Consider the following 21,572-nt stretch of genomic DNA (forward strand, 5'->3'; position numbering starts at 1 on the left):
ATGAACGTCAGTGCACACATCGAGGCCGTCTACGGGGAGGTCTGCCGGCGCAACGCCGGCGAGCCCGAGTTCCACCAGGCGGTGGGGGAGGTGCTGCACTCGCTGGCGCCGGCACTGCAGGCGCACCCGGAGTACCTGGAGGCACGGATCGCGGAGCGGGTGTGCGAGCCGGAGCGGCAGGTGATCTTCCGGGTGCCGTGGGTGGACGACCAGGGCCGGCCGCAGGTCAACCGGGGCTTCCGGGTGGAGTTCAGCAGTGCGCTCGGCCCGTACAAGGGCGGCCTGCGCTTCCACCCCACCGTGAACCTGGGCATCGTGAAGTTCCTGGGCTTCGAGCAGATCTTCAAGAACGCGCTCACGGGCCTGGCGATCGGCGGCGGCAAGGGCGGCTCCGACTTCGACCCCAAGGGCCGCTCCGAGGGCGAGGTCATGCGCTTCTGCCAGTCGTTCATGACCGAGCTCTACCGTCACCTGGGCGAGCACACCGACGTCCCCGCCGGGGACATCGGCGTCGGCGGCCGGGAGATCGGCTACCTCTTCGGCCAGTACAAGCGGATCACCAACCGCTTCGAGGCGGGCGTCCTGACCGGCAAGGGCATCGGCTGGGGCGGTTCGCACGCGCGCACCGAGGCCACCGGCTACGGCGCGGTGTTCTTCGCCAAGGAGATGCTGGCCACGCGCGGCGAGGGCTTCGAGGGCCGCAAGGTGGTCGTCTCCGGCTCCGGCAATGTCGCGGTGTACGCGATCGAGAAGGTGCGCGCCCTCGGCGGCACCGTCGTGGCCTGCTCGGACTCCTCGGGCTATGTCGTCGACGAGGACGGCATCGACCTGGAGCTGCTGAAGGAGGTCAAGGAGCTGCGCCGCGGCCGGCTCTCCGCGTACGCGGAGGCGAAGCCGAAGGCGCGCCATTCGGAGCGCGGTTCGGTCTTCGACGTGCCCTGCGACGTGGCGCTGCCCTGCGCGACGCAGAACGAGCTGGCCGGGCAGGACGCCGGCGCCCTGGTCAAGAACGGCGTCGTGGCGGTCGCCGAGGGCGCCAACATGCCCTGCACGCCCGAGGCGATCGAGACCTTCCGCGAGGCCGGCGTGCTCTTCGGGCCGGGCAAGGCCGCCAACGCGGGCGGTGTCGCGACCTCCGCGCTGGAGATGCAGCAGAACGCCTCGCGCGACGTGTGGACGTTCGCGCAGACCGAGGCCCGGCTCGCCGCCGTCATGCAGTCCGTGCACGCCGAGTGCCGGGCCACCGCCGAGACGTACGGCGGCAGCGGTGACGACTACGTGCTCGGCGCCAACATCGAGGGCTTCCTGCGGGTGGCCGAGGCGATGACCGCGCAGGGTGTCGTCTGAGGCTCCGCCGGGACGCGAAGGCCCGCCGCGACGGCGGGCCTTCGCGTACGTACGGGGGCGGGGCGGGGCCTCAGGAGGCGCCCATCTCCCGGGCGAACGAGCCGGGGTCGGTGTCGTGGCCGCGGACGGCCGGGTGGAAGTGCCACTCGCCCGAGGCGGCCCGGACGAACTCGCCGAGGGAGGCCGCGGTGGAGCCGGCGACCTCGGAGAAGTCGGACGCCGCGAGGTCGGCGTAGCCCTCGACGACGCGCACGCGGGTGCCCGCGACATCGCCGAAGGTGATCCGGCCGTCGCCCTGCTGGATGGCTATGCCGACGACGACCCGGCCGAACGCCGGGGAGAGCCGGTCGAACTCGAGGGTCATGACCTCGTCGTCGCCCAGGCCCTTGCCGTTCTTGCTGTCGCGGTTGAGCGTGATCGTGCCGTCCGGCGAGCGGCTGTCGAAGTGCACGAGGTACGCCGGTTCGCCGTGCGGGGACGTGGCGAGGTAGGTGGCGGCGACGATGTCGAGGTCGTGGGTGGGGGAGCCGAGCGGGCTGGGATCCCACTTGAGGCGGACCTCGACCTTGTTGACGCCCTTGTTGAGGGTGCTCACTGCGTGTTCCTCCGTCGGTGCGGGGTGAATCGGCGGGCGGGGACGCGGAGTTCGAGTCTCCGACGGAACGCCCCCGGATCACAAGATCACCTGGTGAGGACGTCGAGGGGGCGCCTGCGCAGGGGCGATCCGGGTGCGCCGTCGGGAGATTGACGATGCGTCAGCCGGGGTTGGCCCGGATGGTGCCGCTGCCCGGCACGGGCCCTGGGCGCGGAGCGGTCGAGCGGCCCGTGGCCTGCGCCTTCCGGTACGTGGGCTGCAGCCACCCGGCCGCGACCGCCGGTCCATGGTGGCCAGGGCAGGCGGCGTTCCCGAACGGCAGCCTGCCGGGGCCTGCCGGGCGGACCGGTAGCGGATCGCCTGCCCGGCTGGGGTTGATCCGCGAGGTCGCCGACGGCTGCGATGCGCAGGGCGAGGAGCCCCCTGATGAACGGGGCGAGTCCTCCAACCCTCCGGGACGGTGGTTCCCGCGGCCTTGAACGTGGCGTGCGTCACCGGGCCGCCGACCTGGCTGGGGCTGATCCGCGAGGTCGCCGACGGCTGCGACTGCGCAAGGCGAGGAGCCCCCCTCCGGGGCGGTGGTCCGGCGGTCCCCAACGGCAGGCTGCTGGGAGGGCCGGCAGCGGTTGGGCTCGTGGGGCTGGACGGCGTGATGTGTGTCACGCGGCGCCTGCCGTACGGAGCGGCGGGCCGCCCACCCGACCGCTGCTGCGCGAGGCGAGGAGCCCCCTCCGGGACGGTTCCGGCGGCCTCGAACGGCAGGCTGCAGGGCTGCTGATGCCGCCGAGGCGGGCGGCAGGAACCGGCGGCGTGCCTTGCCCCGCCGGGCGCGTCACCGCGGGCGGGTCCACCCGCATGTCCGGTTTGTCCATGGCGTATACCTGACCGTCTACCGCATAAGCGGGCAGTGCCCACGATTGGCCGCGGGCAGTGCAATGACCAGGCAAAACGAACGATCTTCGTCCCCGGGGCAACCGAACGGGCGCCCTACCCGGTTGGGCGGTTGTGAGGCCGGATTCAGGGACAGGAATGCGATGGCGAGGACAGCACGGTGAGGGACGCGGCGCCGGACTTCGAGGAGTTCGTCACCGCGCGCGGGCCGAGGCTGCTCCGGGTCGCCTGGCTGCTGACGGGGGACGCCCACCTGGCGGAGGACCTGCTGCAGACGGTGCTGGCGAAGGTCTGGCCGAAATGGCGCGGGATAGCCGCCGAGAACCCCGAGGCGTACGTGCGCAAGGCGCTGGTCAACACGCATTCGTCGTGGTGGCAGCGGCGCTGGCGCGGGGAGGTGCCGCACGGCGAGGTGCCCGCCGGGGCGTCGGAGGGCGACCCGTTCGCCTCCGTCGACCTGGAGCAGTCGCTGGCGGCCGTCGTACGGCGGCTGCCGCCGCGGCAGCGGGCCGTGGTGGTGCTCCGCTACTTCGAGGACCTGAGCGTGGAGGAGACCGCCGCGGTGCTGGGCTGCCGGCCGGGCACGGTCAAGAGCCAGGCGGCCAAGGCGCTGGGCATGCTGCGCAAGGAACTGGCGGCGGTGCCCAGCCTGACGGAAGGGGGTGAGCGGCATGCGCAACGGGACTTCGCGTGATCGCGAGCAGGAACCGGGCGGCGAGGACGAGTGGGAGCTCAGCGTGCTCCTGGAGCGGACCGTGCCGCAGCCCCTCGCCCCCACCGACCGGATGGCGCAGATCAGGCGCCGGGTCCAGCGGCGCAGGCGGCGCCGGATGGCGGCGCTGTCCACGGCTGCGGTGGCGGCCGTCGGCGCCGGGGTGCTCACGATGGCCGGTCTGACCGGCGGCGCCGACCCGCACCGGCAGGACGTCGCTACCCCCGCCGCCGCGGGGACCGCCACGGCCACGGCCGAGCCCACGAGCACGCCCGCGAACGGGCCGACGTCCCTGCAGTCGCCCAGCCATGCCCGTGACACGGCCACGACCGTCGAACTGAAGGACCTCTACGGGCTGACGCTGCGACTGCCGACCGGTTGGAAGGGCTTCACCATGCTCGACGGGAAGGCGATGATGATCGGCTTCGTGTCGCAGCAGCCCCTGAGCCAGGGTCCCTCCTGCAAGCCCGCGCTCGACCTGGGGTACTCGGCCTGTCCGCCGGTCGACCGGCTGCGCAAGGGCGCGGCGCTGATCTACATCTACAAGACGCTGTACACGAAGGGGGACGGCAAGACCGGTTTTGATGTCGTGCAACCGTCCGCGCCCGGCAAGGGCTGCCAGGTCCTCGGCGGCGACGCCGAGATGCAGGCGTGGGGCGGCATCGCCACGAAGAAGGACCGGCCCCTGATGCTCAACGTCAACATCTGCCTGCGCGAGCCGTCGCAGGCCACCATCACGGCGGTCACCAAGGCCTTCAAGACGGCGCAGTTCCACCAGGGCTGACGGCCCCGGCTCTCGTCGTCCCGCACATCACTCACAGTCGCTCACGTCGTTCACATCGAAAGGCCTTGTCATGCCCAACCGCGTGCCGCGCGGCGGTGCCCGCTCCGCGATATCCCTGCTCGCGGCCGTGGCGGCCGGAGCCGGACTGCTCGCCGGCTGCGGGACGCCGACCACCGCGGTCTCGCCGGCCGCGCTGCCCGCCGCGGCGTCCGCCCCGGCGGCACCGAGCCCGACGCCCACGCCGGTCGACACCCGGCTGCCCGGTGTCGGACCGCGCACCCTCGCGGCCGTCCCGGCCGACGCCCGCCAGGTCGTCGTCGTGACGGGCGAGGGGAAGAACTCCTCCGTCTCCCACGTCGTGGTCCACGAGCGCCGGCCCGACGGCGGCTGGAGCGACGGCCCCACCTGGACCGGCCACAACGCCCGCGACGGCTGGACCACCGACCACCACGTCGGCGACCTGCGCTCCCCCGTGGGCGTCTACGGACTCACCGACGCCGGCGGACTGCTCCCCGACCCCGGCAGCAGGCTCCCCTACGACCACTCGCCACGGGGTTTCTCCATCTCCGGCACCGGCTTCAAGGGCGAGTCGCTGGCCGGCTCGTTCGACTACGTGGTCGCCATCAACTACAACCGGCGGCCCGGCACCACGCCCCGCGACTGGACCCGCCCCCTGGGCGCCTCACGCGGCGGCGGCATCTGGTTCCACGTCGACCACGGCGGCCCGACCCAGGCCTGCGTGAGCCTGCCCCGCCCCGACATGCGCGCACTCCTGCGCACCCTGGACCCGGCCCTGCACCCCGTCGTCGTCATGGGCGACACCGACTGGCTCAGCCGCTGAGCCGCGCCGCGTGCCCCGCCTCGTCCTCGCGGACGGGGCTCGGGCCGCTCGCCCGCAGCTCCCACCGGGTGTCCGGGGCCGGTTCGATGCCCAGCGCCCCCGCCGCCAGCGCCGCGTCGATCCGGGTCCGCACCTCGGCCTCGTCCGCCGGCTCCGCCGCGAACAGCACCCGCAGCCGCAGGCCCCCGTCCTCCCCGGGTGACACCGCCGTGTGATGCGCCGCGAGCGGGCAGGGCCCCTCGTGCTCCCACCCACCGCACAGCGCCACGGTGATCGCGCCCCCGGGCGCCCTCTCGTCCCCACCTGCCCCGAGGACCACGACGGCCTCATGGGCGAATGCCTTGCGCATGACCCCAGTATCGGCGAGTGCGAGTGCACGTAACACCCTTGTCAATGCCGCGCCGCGACTCCCCGCTCCGGTTACAGTGGCCGCGAAATCACTGCCCGGCGAGCGGATCGGCTGGGTCTGCCGAGGGCAGGAGAGCGCCGAGCCATGCCAGCACCGCCCCTGAGGCTTCCGGCGTACGTGGACTTCCGCCCCTTGGGCAGGTGCAACCTGAGCTGCCCGTTCTGCTTCGGACCGCGCCACGAGATTCCCACGATGTCCGAGCGGGACGCCCTCCGCGTCGTGGACGTGCTCCGGGAGGCGGGCGTGCGGGGCGTGGTGGTGTCCGGGGGCGAACCGACGCTGCTGCCCTATCTGGCGGATCTGCTGGCCGCGCTGGGCGACAGGAATCATCCTTCGGGCACGGACGCGCCACGTGTGGTGCTCTCCACCAACGGGCTGGCGCCCCTGCCCGCCATGCACCGCGTCCTGCCGCACCTGTCGTGGATCGCTCTGCCGCTGGAGTCCGCGGACGCGAGTGAGCACGCCGCTCTGCGCACCGGCGTCGCTCCGCACAGGGAACGGGTGCTCGCCCTCCTGAAGGAGGTGCGCCGGCACCCGTACGACGTGAAGGTGAAGCTCGGCACCGTCATCACGCGGCGCAATCTGGGCGGCGCGTCCGAAGTGCTGCAACTGATCGACGACGACTGCCTGCCGGACGTGTGGAAGATCTACCAGATGTCCGAGACCAACTACGGCGCCGACAACCGCGATTGGCTTTCGGTCTCGGAGTGGGAGTTCGAGGAGGCCCTGTCGCGGTGCGAGAAGGCCGCCGCGTACCGCGGTGTGACGCTGGAGGTGTACCGCAACAAGACCCGCAGCGGCACCTACCTCTTCATCGACCCCGACTGCCAGGTCGTGGTGATCAAGGACGGGGCGGAGTGCCGGATCGGGCACCTCTTCGAGGAGAGGGAAGCCGTCGCACGGGGTATCGGTGACATGGTGGCGTCCGACAGCAACGCGGACAACTTCTCCCGGACCTACCCGGACCTGCCCGGAGGCGTGACGTGAGCGGAACCGCGGAACCGACGGTGCGGGTGGGCGTGCAGGCGGTCCTGCGGCGCGGCGGTTCGGTTCTGCTGGGATTGCGCGTGAACACCTTCGGCCACGGCACGTGGGGGCTGCCCGGCGGCCACGTGGAGATCGGTGAGACGCTCCTCGCCGCCGCCGCGCGGGAATTGAAGGAGGAGACGGGCATCGCGGCGCAGGAGATGCGTGTCGCGCACGTCACGGACCCGGACCCGCTGGCCAATCACCACCTGCAGATCGGTGTGGAGGTCATGTCCTTCAGCGGTGACCCCATGGTGTGCGAGCCGCACCGCTGCGAGCGCTGGGAGTTCTGGCCGTTGGAGGCGCTGCCTGAGGCTCTGTTCGTGGGCTCGGCCGGTGTACTGCGCGCCGCCGGGCTGAATCTGCTGCACGTGCCGTGACCCGACCGCGGCGGCTTGCCCGCGGGTTTCTCAGTCGGCCTCGCCCGCGGGCGGGGCGACGGGCTTGGCGGCGGCGTCGTCGGTGAGGGTTCCCAGGAGCATGCGCAGCCGCTGCTTGTGCTGGAACTCGTGCGCGCGGAACTGTTCGAGGGTGCTGGCCAGTTCCCATTGGGTCTCGAAGGCGTCGACGCTGAGCGCGTAGTACCGGCTGACCTTGCCGAACTCGATCTCGAAGGCCCCCATGCCCCGTTGCGTGCGGTCCTCGGGGTTGGCCGTCATGTACGGCTCGAAGAAGCCGACGTCGGAGGTGAGCAGCGTGGTGCCCGGGATGTCCATGGGGGTGAGTCGCAGCTCGATCCGGTCGCCGTACAGGGTGCGCAGTCGCTCGTACTCCTTGATGACCTTCCGGAACGTGTGCTTGTAGTAGTCACTTGCCTCGATCAGCTCGATGACGTTCTCCGCGGTCGGCTTCTCCCAGGCCGCATCGCGTTTGATGAAGACGCCCAGATTGTTCCAGGGGCTGCTGACGATCACATGGAAGTGGACCCGGTTCTCCAGGGCCTGGACGATCACGGGCATGAAGCGCTGCGGCGACTCGAGGAAGTACGAGGCCCCCGCGTGGGCGATGAGCCGGACGAGGTGCTTCTCTCCGGCGATCGCCCGCGTTTTGGCCTGGTTGCGTTGCGCGTTGTTCCGTGGGGTGTACGTGGCGTCGATGCGCTCCACGAGCTCGACGACCGGCGTGGAGTCCCCCCGCATCCGGGCCAGATTGGAGAGCACGGCCCGTGTCTGGGGGTGGTCGTGGCCCAGTGTGGCCGAGGTCTGCTGTGCGACGGTCTCCAGGATCGACTCGGCCCTGGCGCGCCGCTCCCCGGAAGGGGCGGACAGGCCGGCGGCCTCGAACTCTGCGGCGGCAAGATTGGCCAGGGCCGTGAGGGTCTGCGGGTGATCCGCTCCGAGCCCGGCCGAGGTCCGCTGGGTCACGGTCTCCAGTACCTCGACCGCCCGCTCGGCACGGGCGGTCTCCCGGGTGGCACACGCCGCGTCGAACTCGGCGCGGGCCAGGGCGGCCATCGCCTCCAGGGAACGCCGGTGGTCGGGGCCGGCGACGTCCAGCAGGACCCGGGTCCACCGTTCCAGCTCCTTCACGGCCGCCTCCAGCCGCTCCCCCCGGTCGGGGCCCCGGACTGCCCGGGCGGCACCGACCATGACCGAGGCGATCAGCAGGCGGGTCTCCACCTGGGCGGCCTCCTCGGCCGAGCCCTGGAGATCGGCCGCGTCCCGGGCCTCGACGGCCCAGCGGGCGGCCTGCCGGACGTCCCCCGTGCGCATGCTCACCGCCGCCAGGTTCGCCAGCGCCTTGACCTCCTGCGCGTCGGCCGGTTCGCCGGTGCGCGCGGTGTCCAGCGCGGCTCCCAGGCTGTCGCGCGCGTCGTCGAGCCGCCCGTAGGCGGCCTGCAGGACGGCCAGGGCGTTCCAGTCGGCGGAGCGCACGGCCTCGCCCTGCTCCTCCGCGTCCATCAACCGGTCGCGGGCCAGGTCGAGCAGCGACACCGCGGGTTCGTGCAGGGCGATCCGCCGGAGCAGCGCCGACAGGTGGATGAGCCGGGACGCGAGGCCGGCGGTGGATCCGTCGTCGTCCGTCTCCCCGTCCGCGGAGTCCCCGCTGTGGAGCTGGGTGACGTAGGCGAGCAGAGCTGCCTCGTGATCCTGACGGTGGCGGCCGTCGTCCTCGACCGCGCGCACTGCCACCGCCAGTGCCTCGTCGAGGTTCCTGATCACGGGAACGCCTTGGCGGCCGGGAACGGCCCCATGGCCGTCACGTACTGGAGATCCATGAGGTCGGGCGCCGAGCCGGGATCATCGAAGTCGCTCCAGCGGGTCCGCTCCTCGATGGCGAAGGGGCCCTCGCCCGGCCGGTCGCCGTCGGGGCGCAGGCGGTCCAGCAGACGGACGAGTTGGAGTTCCGGGAAGCGCTTCATGGCCTCGGCGATCGTCGTCGCGTACAGGACGTTGGTGCTGTGCTCGGGCGGCCGCGGTTCGAGGAGCTGCTGGATGCGCTCCATCATCTGGACGGTGAGGATGCCGAGTACGGCACGGGTCGGCGTGGGCCGGGTGACCGGACCTCCGGAGTAGCCGGAGAAGTCGCCGAGCAACTGGTGACAGCGGAGCTGGAGAACCCTGATCTCGGTGGTCGCGGCGGAGTCGAACGGGCGCGACGGGTGGTCCACGACGCCGTTCAGGTACGGATCGTTCTTCTCCGGCCGGTACGTACCCTCCCAATGGTCTCCCATCGCGGCTTTGTCGAAACAAACCCCAGGCAGCGGTGGAGTCCCGGGAAGCCGCATCTCCAGCAGGGCGAGATCGGCGTCGGGCAGGCGCCGGTGCACCACGCCCGGCACTTCGCCGCCGTGCGCCGGCAGCAGGGTCAGACCGGGGACCGCACCGTTGTCCTCGTGCATGCCGTTGAGGCAGTGGGAGGCGGTGAGGACGAGACGCCGGGTCAGCCGCACCCCACCGCCGAGGCGGCGCCCCCGCTGGGAGATCGCGACCCAGTCCTCCTCCGGGTCCACCGACTACTCCGTGCGTTCGACGGTCAGCTTGACTTCGAAGGACGCGGCAGCCGAGGCCTTGGAGACGATGATGCTGGTGTCGGCTGCCAGCGTGACACCGAAGGTGACCTCCAGCGTGGTGACCTGCCACCCCGCACGCGGCCGCATGCTCTCCAGGGAGTCCTGGACGATCTCGGACGCCGCGCTGATCGCCGCCCGGACCTGGGGCGTGTGCTCCGCGAGTGGGAGGGTGGGGCGGGTCCTGCCGCTGATCTGCCGCGTGCCGGAATGATCGATTTCCACGGTCTCGACGCGCACCGTTGTCACATCCGCCACAGATGCCCCCCATGAACGCATGGCCGACCGCGGCGTTCGGCAGCTGAACGTGCGGGACAGGAATTCTATCCGGGCAGGGCCGAGTTGCGTGGTCCCGCGGCAGCGACAAGGCCACGGCGCAAGCACCCTCCCGGGATCCGGGACGGGGTGCTACTCTGCGAATGGCACGGCTGTGCGCCCCTCGACGGCGCCGGTGCCTCTTCCGCTGGTCCAGCCGGACCGCAAAATCGCGTGACCGCCCTTCGACGGCGTCCGCGTACGCGTTCCCGCTCCTGTTCTTCCCGGGCCCTTCGGACCCTTCTGCTTCCGCGCCTGTCGCGGCGGTTCGTACCGCCGCGTGCGCGATCCCTTCCACGTGAGGAATCCACATGACCATTTCCACCACCACACCCACCCCGGCGGCGCCGTCCGACGGCGACCGGCGGACGCCCGTCGCCGGTGTCCTCGACGTCGAAGGGGGACGGGGGTTCCTGCGCGTCGGCGGCTACGCGCCGGGGCCGCACGACGTTCCCGTGCCGTCCGAGCGGATCAGGCGGTACGGGCTGCGCAAGGGCGACGCCGTCGAGGGCGCCGCGGCCGGCAGCGGGCGGGGCCGGGCGCTCGTCGCGGTCGACCGGGTCGGCGGGCTGCCGGCCGAGGTGGCGCGCGGGCGGCGGCACTTCGCGGACCTGACGCCGCTTCACCCGTCGGAGCGGCTGCGCCTGGAGTCGCCCAAGGGCGGCCTGTCGACGCGGGTGCTGGACCTGCTGGCGCCCGTCGGCAAGGGGCAGCGCGGGCTGATCGTGGCGCCGCCGAAGACGGGCAAGACCATGCTGCTGCGCGCCGTCGCGGACGCGGTCGCCGACAACCACCCGGAGTGCCACCTGATGGTGGTGCTGCTGGACGAGCGCCCCGAGGAGGTCACCGAGATGCGGCGGTCGGTGCGGGGCGAGGTGATCGCCTCGACCTTCGACCGCACGCCCCGGCAGCACATCGCGGTGGCGGAGCTGGCCGTCGAGCGGGCCAAGCGGCTCGTCGAGACGGGCCGGGACGTCGTGGTGCTGCTGGACTCGCTGACCCGGCTGTGCCGGGCGCACAACAACGCCGCGTCGTCGGGCGGCCGGACCTTGAGCGGGGGCGTGGACGCCGCCGCACTGAGCGGTCCCAAGCGGCTGTTCGGGGCGGCGCGTTCGGCGGAGGAGGGGGGTTCGCTGACGATCCTGGCGACGGCACTGGTCGAGACCGGCTCGCGGGCGGACGACTACTTCTTCGAGGAGCTGAAGAGCACCGGCAACATGGAGCTGCGGCTGGACCGCGCCCTGGCGGACCGCCGGGTCTTCCCCGCGGTCGACGTGCATCCGTCCGGCACGCGGCGCGAGGAACTGCTGCTGTCCCCAGCCGAGTTGGCGGCCTCCCGCGGGCTGCGCCGGGCGCTGCAGGGCGGCACCGGCTCCTTCGAGACGCTGCTCGCCCGGCTGCGGGCGACGCCCGACAACGCCGCCTTCCTGCGGCAGATCCGCGGCACGGTGCCGGCGGCCTGACGGCGGCGCATCATGGTGCCGTGACCGAACCCCGACGTGTGGACGCGCGGCGCGCCGCCGGGACGCGGACGGAGCCGCCGGGCCTCGTCTGGTACGCCTCGTACGGCTCCAACACGCACATGGCCCGCCTGAACAGCTATCTGGCGGGCGGTTCCCCGCCAGGGGGCGGCCGGGAGTACCCGGGCTGCCGGGACGCGCGGCCGCCGTTGCGGTCGCTGCCGCTGGAACTGCCGGGCCGGATGTACTTCGCGACGCAGTCGCCCGTGTGGTCGGGCGGCCGGGCCTTCTACGACGCGGACGCGCCGGACGGCGTGGTCCGGGCGCGGGCCCACCTGGTGACGGCCGGCCAGTTCGCGGACATCGCGGCGCAGGAGATGTATCGCGCGCCGGGCCGGGACCTGGACCTGGCGCCGGTGCTGGGGACCGGCCGGGCGCGCCTGGGCGACGGACGGTACGAGACGCTGCTGTACCCGGGGGACGTCGACGGGCTGCCGGTGCTCACCTTCACCGCGCCCTGGTCGCGGGGGGATGTCGCGCACGTCCGGCCGTCGGGGCCCTATCTGCGGCACATCGCCGAGGGGCTCTTCGAGTCCGGGGCGTGGGACCTGCACGGGATCGCGGCCTACCTCGCGGCGTGCACGGACGGCGACTGGACGGCGGCGGAGATCGAGGCGCTGCCGCGGCGGTGACGGGGGCGGGGGCGATGGATTCCGCGGGCGTACGCGGTCCTACTGGTGAACGCCCGTCGCAGGAGGTCGCCCATGGTCCAGCCCGTGCCCCGCTCCGACGGCGGGTCCCCCGTGCTCGTACTGCCCGCGAGGGTGACCCGGGAGGCGGTCCCCGTGCTGTGCGAGCGGCTGCGGTGCCTGCTGGTGGAACACCAGGGCAGCACCGCCACCGCGGCCGCCCCCGTCACGGTGGTCTGCGACGTGAGCGGCCCGGCCGGCGAGCCGGACGCCGTGCTGATCGACGCCTTGGCCCGGTTGCAGCTCACCGCCCGTCGCCAGGGCGCCCGCGTCGTCCTGCGCGGGGCCGGGCGCCCACTGCGGGAGCTGATCGCCCTGGTGGGGCTCGCCGGGACGCTAGGGCCGGCCGGGCTCCAGATGCGGGGGCAGGCCGAAGAGCGGGAAGAGCCGCTGGGTGTCGAGGAAGGAGTTGAGCCCGGTGATGCGGCCCTGTGAGATCTCGAGGACCTGCAGGGCCCACGGCTCGTGCCCGCCGGCCGCGCTCGGCCGGTACTGCGCGAAGCCCGGCATGCCGTTGGCGGAGACGGGCAGCAGCCGTGATCCGCGGCAGCCGCGGCCGTGGCCGGCCATCCAGGCCCGGATCTCCGCCGGGCCGAGCAGCCACAGCTCGTAGGGCGGCATGGACAGTGTGGCGTCCTCGTGCAGCAGCGAGGTGAGCGCGTCCAGGTCGTAGGACTCGAAGGCCGCCACATAGCGGGCGAGCAGTGCGCGCTGCTCCTCGTCGAGGGGCGCGGCCGCGTCGCCGGCGGCGGGGGCGGCCGCGGCGAGGGTGGCGCGGGCGCGCTGGAGGGCGCTGTTGACGGAGGCGACGGTGGTGTCGAGCAGTTCGGCGACCTCGGCGGCCTTCCAGGCCAGCACCTCCCGCAGGATGAGCACGGCCCGCTGCCGCGGGGCGAGGTGCTGGAGCGCGGCGACGAAGGCCAGCCGCACGGACTCGCGCCGGTCGGCGACCTCGGCCGGGTCGCCGGTCTCCGGCAGGACGCGCCCGTCGGGGGCGGGCGAGATCCAGGCGGCGTCGGGGAGCGCGCCGGGCAGCGGTCCCTCGGCGCTGCCGGGGGAGGCCAGGTCCATCGGCCGGGCCCGGCGTCCAGCGCCGCCCAGCACGTCCAGGCACACGTTGGTGGCGATCCGGTACAGCCACGAGCGCAGGCTGGAGCGGCCCTCGAAGCGGTCGTACGCGCGCCAGGCCCGCACCATGGTCTCCTGGACCGCGTCCTCCGCCTCGAAGAGGGAGCCGAGCATGCGGTAGCAGTAGCCGGTCAGCTCGGTGCGGTGGCGTTCCAGCTCGGACGCCACGTCGGGTGGTGCAGCGAGATCGCTCATGGGGCTTCTCCGCCTTCCGTCGGTCCGGGACCGCCCACGGAGTCCACTTCAGCACACCCCACTGACAGCGGTCCCCGGCTTGGCGGATCCGGGCCCGCCCCGCACACCGCCCGCCCGTCGCCCGCCCCGCCCCGCCCCGGCCCGGCCCGCGGGATCAGCCTGCGGCGGCGCCGGGAAGCTCCTGCTCCGCCCACATGAGTTTGCCGTCGCCGGTGTAGCGGGTCCCCCAGCGCCGGGTGAACTGGGCGACCAGGAACAGTCCTCGGCCGGACTCGTCGGTGGTGCGCGCGTGGCGCAGCCGCGGCACGGTGTTGCTGCCGTCGTAGACCTCGCAGATCAGCGCCGCGTGCCGGATGAGCCGCAGCCGGATCGGCCCGGAGGCGTGCCGGATGGCGTTGGTGACCAGTTCGCTGACCACCAGCTCGGTGACCGGCGCGACCTCCTCCAGCCCCCACGCGGAGAGCTGACGCACCGCCAGACCCCGCGCGCAGCTGACCACTTCGGGGTCGCAGGGCAGGTCCCAGGTGGCGACCGCCCCGGGGCCGAGGGCCTGCGTCCGGGCGAGGAGCAGGGCCACGTCGTCCTCGGGCGGACCGGTCAGCAGCGAGCCGGTGATGGCCGCGCACAGGTCGTCCAGCGGCAGTCCGGGCCGGTCGAGGGCGTGGGCGAGCTTGTCCAGGCCGATGTCGGGGTCCTCGCCGAAGGCCTTCAGCAGCCCGTTGGTGTAGAGGGCGAGGACGGTGCCCTCCGGCAGGTCGAACTCCGCCGACTCGAAGGGCATCGCGCCCAGGCCCAGCGGCGGTCCCGGGGGCAGTTCGGGGAAGGTGACGGTGCCGTCGGGTGTCAGCATCGCCGGCGGCGGGTGGCCGGCGCGCGCGGCCGTCAGGCGGGCGGTCACCGGGTCGTAGACGGCGTACAGGCAGGTCGCGCCGAGTACGGCGGTGGCCACCGCGCCGTCGGCGCCGTCCTCCTCGGTGAGCCGGATGACCAGGTCGTCGAGGTGGGCCAGGAGTTCCTCGGGCGGCAGGTCCATGTCGGCGAGGGTGTGCACGGCCGTGCGCAGCCGTCCCATGGTCGCCGCCGCGGTGAGGCCGTGCCCGACCACGTCGCCCACGACGAGGGCCACCCGTGCCCCGGAGAGCGGGATGACGTCGAACCAGTCGCCCCCGACCCCGTCCTGGACGTCGGTGGGCAGGTAGCGGGAGGCGACCTCCATGGCGATGCCGCCGGTCAGCGCGTGCGGCAGCAGGCTGCGCTGGAGCGCGAGGGCGGCCTCGTGCTCGCGGGTCCAGCGGCGGGCGTTGTCCACGCACACCGCGGCGCGCGAGGCCAGTTCCTCGGCGAGCAGCACGTCGTCGCGTTCGTAGGGGTCGGGCCGTCCGCCGCGGACGAAGGTGACCACGCCCAGCACATTGCCGCGGGCGCGCAGCGGCACCCACATCGCCGTGCTCATCCCGTACTCGCGGATCTTGGCGTCCCTGGCGGGGTCCCCGAGCAGCCAGGTCGCCTCGTCCACGTCGAAGTCGGAACGCAGGAAGGAGCGGCCCTCGGCCATGCAGCACACGTACGGGGAGTCCGCGGTGGCCCGGATGGGCTCGCCGACCCGGGCCACCGCCTCGGGGACGCCCTTGCGCACCGAGCTCAACCCGGCGCGGCGCAGCGCGGTGGCGCGCAGGGAACGGCCGCGCGGCGGCTCGTCGCCGCGCAGCACGCCCTCCAGCAGGTCGACGGTGACGAAGTCGGCGAGCCTGGGGACCGCCACATCCGCCAGTTCCTGCGCGGTCTGGCGGATGTCGAGGGTCGTGCCGACGCAGGCGCCGGCCACATTGAGCAGGGCGAGGCGTTCGCGTGCCTTGGAGCGGTCGGTGACGTCCATGGCCATGTAGCAGACGCCCATGACGCGGCCGTCGCCGTCGTCCAGGCGGAAGAACGAGGTCGAGTACACGTGCTCCTGGTGCGGCGCGGCCAGGGTCCAGCCCCGGTACTCGTAGTCGATCACCGGCCGGCCGGTGGCCAGCACCTTGCGCATGACCTTCTCGATGGGGTCGGTGTCGATGCCGGGCAGGGAGTCCCCCATCCGGCCGCCGATGCGCTCCTCGCCGGGGACGCCGCTGAAGCGCTCCAGGGTCTCGTTCATCCACACGTAGCGCAGTTCCGGGCTGAGCACGGCCATGCCGATCGGCGAGCGGGTCAGGAAGGCCTCCAGCACGGTGCCGCTGACCGCCCACGACGGGCTGTGGGCCAGGTCGATGCCGGACAGCAGCCAGCGGTCGCCTTCCCCCGTGTCGGACAGTGCCGACACCCGTACGCCCAGTTCCAGCCGGTGTCCGTCGCGGTGCCGGGCGGCCACCAGACCGCCCCAGGCGTCGCGGATGCGGCACTGGTCCGCGATGTCGCGGGCGCTTGCGGCGTGGTGGGGGGAGGCGAGCAGCATCCCGGCCGGGCGGCCCACCACCTCGGCGGCCGACCAGCCCAGCAGATTCTCCGCCGCGGGCGTCCAGGCGACCACGGTGCCGTGGGCGTCGACCACCATCGACGCCGCGAAGCCCATGTCGAACGGCGCCATCGAGGGGTCCGGCGCACCTTCCTTGGGGGTGACCATCACGGTGCCCCATTTCTGCGGGAACGTGACTTTCATGCTAGGTCTTCGCGGCGGGCGGGGCCTGCCGGGACCCCGGAGGACCGCCGGCCGGGCCGCCCCGGGCGGCGGGCCCGCGGCGTGCGGTGGCAGGCGTACGGCGGAGTGGTCGCGCGAGGGGGTCCGGGCGGGCGGAGTGGCGTAGTCCGAGTGGTCGCCGCGCTCGTGACTCACCCGGGCGAGGTAACGATCGCATGTGCTGTTGACGGTCGCCCCCGGCCCTCCGGGGACCCGCATCCCATTGTTTTCGGCCGGGCGCAAGTCCCCGTCACTCGTACGGATGAAGCACGTGGTCGCCTGCGCGGCGCGCCCGGTCGCGGCGCGGGGGTGTGGCAGGGCCGGCGTCCATGGGGCGCGGACGCCCGGACCCGGCCGGGCCGGCAGCGGGGGCGGCGCCCGGCCCGTCACGTACGGGGGGTCCTCCCCGGCGGTGGCCGCGGCGGTCCCGGCGGCGGACGGGCGGCGGCCCGCCCGGGTGCCCGGGGTTCGCGGCCGAGGGTCCCTGACGTGGGAAAGCGCTTGTCGCGGGGGGCGCGGCCGCGGCCCTCCGGGACGTCCGCCCGCCCGCCCCGGACCCCTCCGGGACCCCGCCCCGCCACTCCGGCGGAACGTCCGCGTCCGCCGCCCACCGGGACCGGCGCGAGCGGTGACCGGTCGTGGCGTGATCATCGCGGGGGGTTTGCGCGACGACGCCCGAGCCGGTATCGATACGTCAAACAGCATGTGCCATAGGCAATATGACGGGGCATCGGCCACGATCGGAAGTTGGCTATGCTACGTGCGGCTCAGCGTGTTGTAGCAATTACAGCTGGTCACGGCACTTGTGGTGATGTGTCCGGCATCTGTGCGCCGCCGACGCCGAATCCGTGTTCGTGCTCCTGTTGTTGTCCCTGTCCCGCGTTCACCTGAGGATGCCGATGGTTCGTGCTGGATCGTCCCCCGGAGACCGCCGGCCTGCCGCCACGTCCGCGTGGTTATTGCCGGCCGTCATAGTCGCGGCGGTCACGGCCGTCGCCGTTTGGACCGTCCCGGCGGGAGCGAGGGAGGCGGTCTTCTGGTGCGGTGTGACCGCCACCGTGGCCGTCGCCGTGCTGGCGGTCGAAGTCGCCCGCCGCGGAGCCCTCAACGAGGACTTGCGTGAGCAAGCCGCCCGTCAGGCCGCCGAGTTGCAGTACCGGCTGTCCCAGCAGGAGGCCGAGACCCTGCGGCTCGCCCGTGAACAGGTGCCCGCGGCGATGGCCCGCCTGCAGCGCGGCGAGTTCATGGAGGACGTGCTGGCGGCCGTCGAGACCCGGCCCGAGGGCCTCACCCCCGAATTCCTGGGCGCGCACCAGGCGTTGATCCGCGCCACACTCGGCGCGGTCTCCGCGGAGGAGGACATCCGCGAGTCCTCGCAGCGCGCGTTCGTCAACATCGCCCGCCGGGTGCAGGCCATCGTCCACCAGCAGGCCAGCGACCTGCGCAACATGGAGGACCGGCACGGGCAGAGCCCTGAGGTCTTCGGCGACCTGCTCAAGCTCGACCACGGCACCGCGCTCATCGGCCGCCTCGCGGACAGCATCGCCGTCCTCGGCGGCGCCCGGCCCGGCCGCCAGTGGAGCAAGTCCGTACCGCTGTTCAGCGTGCTGCGCGGCGCCATGTCGCGCATCATCGACTACCAGCGCATCGAGCTGCACTCGGTCTCCGAGGTGGCGATCATCGGCCCCGCTGTCGAGCCGCTGATCCACGCGGCCGCGGAACTGCTCGACAACGCCACCCGCTACTCCCCGCCCCAGACCCGCGTGCACGTCACCGCGGTCGAGGTGCAGTCCGGCATCGCGATCGAGATCGAGGACGGCGGCGTCAGCCTCAGCGAGGAGGCCCGGCTGCGCGCCGAGCAGATGCTCGCCGAGGCCCAGGCGGGCATCGACCTCAACGGCCTGGGGGAGACCCCGCGGCTCGGCCTCGCGGTCGTCGGCCGCCTGTCGAAGGCCTACGGCTTCCAGGTCTCGCTGCGCTCCTCGGCGTACGGCGGTGTCCGCGCGGTGCTGGTCGTGCCGCAGGAACTGATCACGACGATGACCAACGCGACGGGCCTGGCCCACGGCATCGGCGCCGCGTCCGGTCCCCGTCCGGTGCCCGCCCCCCGTTCCGGGAGCGACCCGGACGGCGACGGGACGGAGCCCCGGCCGGCCACCGGCCCCCGCCGGTCGGAGACGCTGACGGCCGGGACGGTGTCGTCCGAGATGGCGGACGAGATCCCCGTGGTGCACGAACGCACCCCGAACGGACTGCCGCAGCGCCGTCGGCGCGCGACTCCCCCGGCCCCGGTCGCCCGTACGGGGTCCGCGTCCCCTGCCGGTTCCGTCACCGCTTCCCATGCCAAGCCGTCGGCCGGCGAGCCGGTGCAGCCGGGCATGTGGCTGGCCGCTTTCCAGAGCGGCGTGTCCGGTGAGACGCCGCCTGCCGCTCCCGTCAAGAGTGACGAGTCGTTAGATAAGGGTGAGTAGCCGTGATTCAGCAGCGGGCCAACATGGACTGGATGCTCAAGGACCTGGCGACCAGCGTTCCGCAGACCCGCCATGTGGTGGTTCTCTCGGCGGACGGCTTGCGCATGGCCCAGTGGGGGGCGGACACGGACACGGCGGACCGGCTGGCCGCCGCCTGTGCCGGGCTGCAGAGCCTGGCGGCGGCCGTCGCCACCGAGTTCCCGCACGGTGACGGGCGCATGCGGCTGGTCGTGATCGAGATGTCGGGCGGGTTCTTCTACCTCATGGCCGCCGGTGCGGGCGCCTACCTCGCGGTGCTGGCGGACGAGGGCGTCGACGCCGGGCTGATGGGGCAGCGCATGCGCGACCTCGTCGCCCGTATCGGCGAGCACCTCAGCAGCCCTCCCCGCAATGACGGGCAGGCAGGATGAGCGAAGCGGACCAGGGATGGGAGGAAGGGAGCCCGGAACGGCTCTACGTGATCACCCGGGGCCGCAGTGGGACGTCCGGTGGTTCCGTCCTCGACCTGGTCACGCTCGTCCGGTCACGGACCGGACCACCGCCGGGGATGCCCCCCGAGCAGGCGGCGATCGTGCGGTTGTGCAGCTCGCCGCTCTCGGTCGCGGAGATCTCCGCGTACCTGGGCCTGCCGGTGAGCGTGGTCACGGTGCTCCTGCTCGACCTCCTGGCCGAGAAGCGGGTCGAGGCGCGGTCGCCCGTGCCCCCCGCGCAACTTCCCGATGTCGCTCTTATCGAGGCGGTGATACATGGACTTGAGAAGCTCTGACCCGCTGGCGGTCCCCGGACCGCGCAGCGAGGACGTACTGCCGGAATCCGCCACCGCCGCGGTCAAGATAGTGATCGTCGGGGGCTTCGGGGTCGGCAAGACGACCCTGGTCGGCTCGGTCAGCGAGATCCGTCCGCTGACCACCGAGGAGACCATGACCCAGGCGGGTGTCGGCGTGGACGACATCGCCGGGGTCGAACGCAAGACGGCCACCACCGTCGCGATGGACTTCGGCCGGATCAGCATCAACCAGGAGCTGGTGCTCTACCTCTTCGGCACACCGGGCCAGCAGCGCTTCTGGTTCCTGTGGAACGGCCTGTTCGAGGGGGCCCTGGGCGCTGTGGTGCTCGTGGACACCCGCCGGCTGGAGGTCAGTTTCGATGTGATCGGCCGGCTGGAGGAGCGCGGGGTGCCCTTCGTCGTCGCGATCAACACCTTCCCCGAGGCGCCCCGCCACCCGGTCGAGGACCTGCGGTCCGCGCTCGACCTCCCTCCGCACGTGCCGATCGTGGACTGCGACGCCCGCAAGCGGGAGTCCAGCCGCGATGTGCTGATGACCTTGATGCGATATCTGCACTCCCTTGCCGCTACCACGGAGGCATCGTGACCACTCCACCCCCCGAATGCCCGGCCCACGCCGCGCACGGCGTCGGCGGCGCGCGGCGGCTGTACGGCGCCGAGGCCGAGGCCGACCCGATGGGCGTGTACGAGAAGCTGCGCGCCGAACACGGGGCGATCGCCCCGGTCCTGGTCCACGGGGACCTGCCCGCCTGGCTGGTGCTCGGCTACCGGGAGAACCTGGAGGTGCTGCGCACGCCGTCGCGCTTCTCCTCCGACTCCCGGCGCTGGCACGCCGTTCAGGAGGGCAAGGTCCCGCCGGAGCACCCGATCGCGCCGACGATCATGTGGCAGCCGCTGGTCAACTTCAATGACGGCGACGCCCAGAAGCGGTTGCGCGGTGCGGTCAGCCGGGGCCTGGGCCGGTTCAACCGGCACGGCATCCGGCGCCATGTCACACGGGTGACGCACCTGCTGGCGGACGAGTTCTGCGCGACGGGCAAGGCGGACCTCGTCGGCCAGTTCGCCGAGCTCCTGCCGGTCCTCGTGCTCACGAACCTGCTGGGCCTGCCGGAACAGGACGGCCCGCGTCTGGCCGAGGCGTGCCGTGACCTGATGAAGGGCACCGAGACCTCGCTCGCCAGTTACGGCTACATCCTGGAGGCACTGACCAGGCTGGTGGCGGAGAAGCACGAGAGGCCCGGCTACGACCTGGCCTCCTGGCTGATCGAGGACGAGGCGGACCTCAGCGACGACGAGGTGGTGCAGCACCTGCGGCTGGTGCTCGTCGCGGCCAACGAGACCACGGCCAATCTGATCGCCGACATGATCAAGCTGGTGCTCACCGACCCGCGTTTCCGCGGCAACCTCTCCGGCGGGCACATGACGCTGCCGGACGGTCTGGAGCAGGTGCTCTGGGACCAGCCTCCGCTGTGGGTGATGCCGGGCCGCTACGCCACGGGCCCGATGGAGCTGGGCGGCCAGCACATCGAGGAGGGGGACATGCTCCTTCTCGGGCTCGCGGCCGGCAACACCGACCCGGCGATCCGCCCGGACCTCGCCGCCTCCATGCACGGCAACCGTTCCCACCTGGCCTTCGGCGGCGGTCCGCACGAGTGCCCGGGGCAGGACATCGGCCGTGCCATCGCGGAGACGGGCATCGACGTCCTGCTGGGCCGGCTGCCGGACCTGAACCTGGCGGTCGAGGAGGACGCGCTGGTGCGCGTCCCGTCCTGGACCTCCCGCCATCTGCTGGAGCTCCCGGCGGAGTTCACCCCGCGCCGGCCGCAGCGCGAGGAGGAGAGGGCGGCTGTTCCCAGGCCGTCGGCGCAGCAGGACGTGGTGCCCCAGCCACTGCCGCAGCCCGCGCCGGTCGTGGCGCCGCAGCAGACACTTCCGCCGCAGCCGGCCTTCCCGCCCCAGGCGCCGCGGCGGACGTGGTGGCGGATCCTCACGGACTGGCTGAGGCGTTAGGCAGGCGTCTCATTCTGTGACCCGCGCACGGCGGGCGCACGGGCGAATGCGCCTGTGCGCCCGCCGTGCGCTTGTTCGCTCCCGGTACCTCCATGTCCCCTGGTCGTGGCAGGGTCATGCGCCCGGCGCACACGAGGCGCACGGGCGGCGCAAGCGAGGGGTGCGCCAACTGCCGTTCGCATGGCG

21 protein-coding genes are annotated in these 21,572 nt (G+C 72.8%); 14 read left to right on the plus strand and 7 right to left on the minus strand.

What is annotated here, in order from left to right; translation table 11 throughout:
* The gene (gene gdhA / locus ABZ883_RS03420; protein WP_360900714.1) at nucleotides 1-1,347 is read left to right on the plus strand and encodes an NADP-specific glutamate dehydrogenase; all 1,347 of its coding nucleotides are present in this window, start codon (nucleotides 1-3) and stop codon (nucleotides 1,345-1,347) included.
* 70 nt (nucleotides 1,348-1,417) lie between these two features.
* Here gdhA and ABZ883_RS03425 read toward each other — a convergent pair whose 3' ends face one another.
* A complete protein-coding gene (locus tag ABZ883_RS03425) occupies nucleotides 1,418-1,942 on the minus strand; it encodes a TerD family protein (protein ID WP_360900717.1) in 525 nt (174 codons plus the stop codon).
* 1,051 nt (nucleotides 1,943-2,993) lie between these two features.
* Here ABZ883_RS03425 and ABZ883_RS03430 point away from each other — a divergent pair.
* The 3 genes from ABZ883_RS03430 (at nucleotide 2,994) to ABZ883_RS03440 (ending at nucleotide 5,170) form a co-directional block, all read left to right on the plus strand.
* Complete coding sequence (locus tag ABZ883_RS03430; protein WP_360900720.1) at nucleotides 2,994-3,527, plus strand: SigE family RNA polymerase sigma factor; 534 nt, start codon at nucleotides 2,994-2,996, stop codon at nucleotides 3,525-3,527.
* Nucleotides 3,505-4,329, plus strand: a complete 825-nt coding sequence (locus ABZ883_RS03435) for a hypothetical protein (RefSeq protein WP_360900723.1) — start codon at nucleotides 3,505-3,507, stop codon at nucleotides 4,327-4,329. The genes ABZ883_RS03430 and ABZ883_RS03435 overlap by 23 nt, the downstream gene beginning before the upstream one ends.
* Nucleotides 4,330-4,399: 70 nt before the next feature.
* Complete coding sequence (locus tag ABZ883_RS03440) at nucleotides 4,400-5,170, plus strand: hypothetical protein (protein WP_360900725.1); 771 nt, start codon at nucleotides 4,400-4,402, stop codon at nucleotides 5,168-5,170.
* Here the strand turns inward: ABZ883_RS03440 and ABZ883_RS03445 are convergent.
* Entirely contained in the window at nucleotides 5,160-5,519 is a 360-nt protein-coding gene (locus ABZ883_RS03445) for a hypothetical protein (protein ID WP_360900728.1), read from the minus strand. The two genes, ABZ883_RS03440 and ABZ883_RS03445, sit on opposite strands and share 11 nt — an antisense overlap.
* A 144-nt stretch (nucleotides 5,520-5,663) precedes the next feature.
* Between ABZ883_RS03445 and ABZ883_RS03450 the strand changes: the two genes are divergently transcribed.
* Nucleotides 5,664-6,566 (plus strand): radical SAM protein, encoded by a 903-nt coding sequence (locus tag ABZ883_RS03450; RefSeq protein ID WP_360900731.1) that lies wholly within the window; start codon nucleotides 5,664-5,666, stop codon nucleotides 6,564-6,566.
* Complete coding sequence (locus ABZ883_RS03455; protein WP_360900735.1) at nucleotides 6,563-6,985, plus strand: NUDIX domain-containing protein; 423 nt, start codon at nucleotides 6,563-6,565, stop codon at nucleotides 6,983-6,985. Before ABZ883_RS03450 ends, ABZ883_RS03455 begins: the two co-directional genes overlap by 4 nt.
* Before the next feature lie 30 nt (nucleotides 6,986-7,015).
* On the opposite strand, the gene ABZ883_RS03460 is transcribed toward ABZ883_RS03455, so the two are convergent.
* From ABZ883_RS03460 to ABZ883_RS03470, 3 genes are read right to left on the minus strand one after another with little or no spacing between them, the layout of a single operon-like run.
* On the minus strand, nucleotides 7,016-8,767 hold the full coding sequence (locus ABZ883_RS03460; protein WP_360900738.1) for a hypothetical protein: 1,752 nt from the start codon (nucleotides 8,765-8,767) through the stop codon (nucleotides 7,016-7,018).
* Entirely contained in the window at nucleotides 8,764-9,558 is a 795-nt protein-coding gene (locus ABZ883_RS03465) for a serine protease (RefSeq protein ID WP_360900741.1), read from the minus strand. Before ABZ883_RS03465 ends, ABZ883_RS03460 begins: the two co-directional genes overlap by 4 nt.
* Nucleotides 9,559-9,561: 3 nt before the next feature.
* Entirely contained in the window at nucleotides 9,562-9,873 is a 312-nt protein-coding gene (locus tag ABZ883_RS03470; RefSeq protein WP_360900744.1) for a CU044_2847 family protein, read from the minus strand.
* A 368-nt stretch (nucleotides 9,874-10,241) separates the two neighbouring features.
* On the opposite strand from ABZ883_RS03470, the gene rho reads away from it, so the two are divergent.
* The 3 genes from rho to ABZ883_RS03485 all read left to right on the plus strand — a co-directional run bounded on the left by rho (nucleotide 10,242) and on the right by ABZ883_RS03485 (nucleotide 12,574).
* A complete protein-coding gene (gene rho / locus ABZ883_RS03475) occupies nucleotides 10,242-11,393 on the plus strand; it encodes a transcription termination factor Rho (RefSeq protein ID WP_360900747.1) in 1,152 nt (383 codons plus the stop codon).
* 119 nt (nucleotides 11,394-11,512) lie between these two features.
* The gene (locus ABZ883_RS03480; RefSeq protein WP_360901618.1) at nucleotides 11,513-12,082 is read left to right on the plus strand and encodes a histone deacetylase; all 570 of its coding nucleotides are present in this window, start codon (nucleotides 11,513-11,515) and stop codon (nucleotides 12,080-12,082) included.
* A gap of 72 nt (nucleotides 12,083-12,154) precedes the next feature.
* Nucleotides 12,155-12,574, plus strand: coding sequence for an STAS domain-containing protein (locus ABZ883_RS03485; protein WP_360900750.1), 420 nt, complete (start codon nucleotides 12,155-12,157; stop codon nucleotides 12,572-12,574).
* Here the strand turns inward: ABZ883_RS03485 and ABZ883_RS03490 are convergent.
* Together ABZ883_RS03490 and ABZ883_RS03495 are read right to left on the minus strand one after the other, a co-directional pair.
* Nucleotides 12,476-13,462 carry a sigma-70 family RNA polymerase sigma factor gene (locus ABZ883_RS03490; RefSeq protein WP_360900753.1) on the minus strand — a complete coding sequence of 329 codons (987 nt, stop codon included), beginning with the start codon at nucleotides 13,460-13,462 and terminating at the stop codon, nucleotides 12,476-12,478. The two genes, ABZ883_RS03485 and ABZ883_RS03490, sit on opposite strands and share 99 nt — an antisense overlap.
* Before the next feature lie 154 nt (nucleotides 13,463-13,616).
* Nucleotides 13,617-16,100 (minus strand): SpoIIE family protein phosphatase, encoded by a 2,484-nt coding sequence (locus ABZ883_RS03495; protein WP_360900756.1) that lies wholly within the window; start codon nucleotides 16,098-16,100, stop codon nucleotides 13,617-13,619.
* 917 nt (nucleotides 16,101-17,017) lie between these two features.
* Here ABZ883_RS03495 and ABZ883_RS03500 point away from each other — a divergent pair.
* Genes ABZ883_RS03500 through ABZ883_RS03520 form a run of 5 tightly spaced genes read left to right on the plus strand, consistent with a single transcriptional unit; the run spans nucleotide 17,018 to nucleotide 21,386 of the window.
* Nucleotides 17,018-18,589 carry an ATP-binding protein gene (locus tag ABZ883_RS03500; RefSeq protein WP_360901621.1) on the plus strand — a complete coding sequence of 524 codons (1,572 nt, stop codon included), beginning with the start codon at nucleotides 17,018-17,020 and terminating at the stop codon, nucleotides 18,587-18,589.
* A 23-nt stretch (nucleotides 18,590-18,612) separates the two neighbouring features.
* Nucleotides 18,613-18,999 carry a roadblock/LC7 domain-containing protein gene (locus ABZ883_RS03505; RefSeq protein WP_360901624.1) on the plus strand — a complete coding sequence of 129 codons (387 nt, stop codon included), beginning with the start codon at nucleotides 18,613-18,615 and terminating at the stop codon, nucleotides 18,997-18,999.
* Entirely contained in the window at nucleotides 18,996-19,355 is a 360-nt protein-coding gene (locus tag ABZ883_RS03510) for a DUF742 domain-containing protein (RefSeq protein WP_360900759.1), read from the plus strand. Before ABZ883_RS03505 ends, ABZ883_RS03510 begins: the two co-directional genes overlap by 4 nt.
* Nucleotides 19,336-19,962, plus strand: coding sequence for an ATP/GTP-binding protein (locus ABZ883_RS03515; RefSeq protein ID WP_360900761.1), 627 nt, complete (start codon nucleotides 19,336-19,338; stop codon nucleotides 19,960-19,962). Before ABZ883_RS03510 ends, ABZ883_RS03515 begins: the two co-directional genes overlap by 20 nt.
* Nucleotides 19,959-21,386, plus strand: a complete 1,428-nt coding sequence (locus ABZ883_RS03520; RefSeq protein WP_360900764.1) for a cytochrome P450 — start codon at nucleotides 19,959-19,961, stop codon at nucleotides 21,384-21,386. Before ABZ883_RS03515 ends, ABZ883_RS03520 begins: the two co-directional genes overlap by 4 nt.
* Nucleotides 21,387-21,572 lie beyond the last annotated feature (186 nt).

It is taken from the genome of Streptomyces sp. NPDC046977 (assembly GCF_040644455.1).
Lineage (GTDB): Bacteria > Actinomycetota > Actinomycetes > Streptomycetales > Streptomycetaceae > Actinacidiphila.

Bases quoted from the DNA above. Each gene is read 5' to 3' on its own strand.
- gdhA (WP_360900714.1), top strand. From the start codon at position 1: ATGAACGTCAGTGCACACATCGAGGCCGTCTACGGGGAGGTCTGCCGG.
- ABZ883_RS03435 (WP_360900723.1), top strand. From the start codon at position 3,505: ATGCGCAACGGGACTTCGCGTGATCGCGAGCAGGAACCGGGCGGCGAG.
- ABZ883_RS03440 (WP_360900725.1), top strand. From the start codon at position 4,400: ATGCCCAACCGCGTGCCGCGCGGCGGTGCCCGCTCCGCGATATCCCTG.
- ABZ883_RS03445 (WP_360900728.1), bottom strand. From the start codon at position 5,519: ATGCGCAAGGCATTCGCCCATGAGGCCGTCGTGGTCCTCGGGGCAGGT.
- ABZ883_RS03450 (WP_360900731.1), top strand. From the start codon at position 5,664: ATGCCAGCACCGCCCCTGAGGCTTCCGGCGTACGTGGACTTCCGCCCC.
- rho (WP_360900747.1), top strand. From the start codon at position 10,242: ATGACCATTTCCACCACCACACCCACCCCGGCGGCGCCGTCCGACGGC.
- ABZ883_RS03480 (WP_360901618.1), top strand. From the start codon at position 11,513: ATGGCCCGCCTGAACAGCTATCTGGCGGGCGGTTCCCCGCCAGGGGGC.
- ABZ883_RS03485 (WP_360900750.1), top strand. From the start codon at position 12,155: ATGGTCCAGCCCGTGCCCCGCTCCGACGGCGGGTCCCCCGTGCTCGTA.
- ABZ883_RS03490 (WP_360900753.1), bottom strand. From the start codon at position 13,462: ATGAGCGATCTCGCTGCACCACCCGACGTGGCGTCCGAGCTGGAACGC.
- ABZ883_RS03495 (WP_360900756.1), bottom strand. From the start codon at position 16,100: ATGAAAGTCACGTTCCCGCAGAAATGGGGCACCGTGATGGTCACCCCC.
- ABZ883_RS03500 (WP_360901621.1), top strand. From the start codon at position 17,018: ATGGTTCGTGCTGGATCGTCCCCCGGAGACCGCCGGCCTGCCGCCACG.
- ABZ883_RS03505 (WP_360901624.1), top strand. From the start codon at position 18,613: ATGGACTGGATGCTCAAGGACCTGGCGACCAGCGTTCCGCAGACCCGC.
- ABZ883_RS03510 (WP_360900759.1), top strand. From the start codon at position 18,996: ATGAGCGAAGCGGACCAGGGATGGGAGGAAGGGAGCCCGGAACGGCTC.
- ABZ883_RS03515 (WP_360900761.1), top strand. From the start codon at position 19,336: ATGGACTTGAGAAGCTCTGACCCGCTGGCGGTCCCCGGACCGCGCAGC.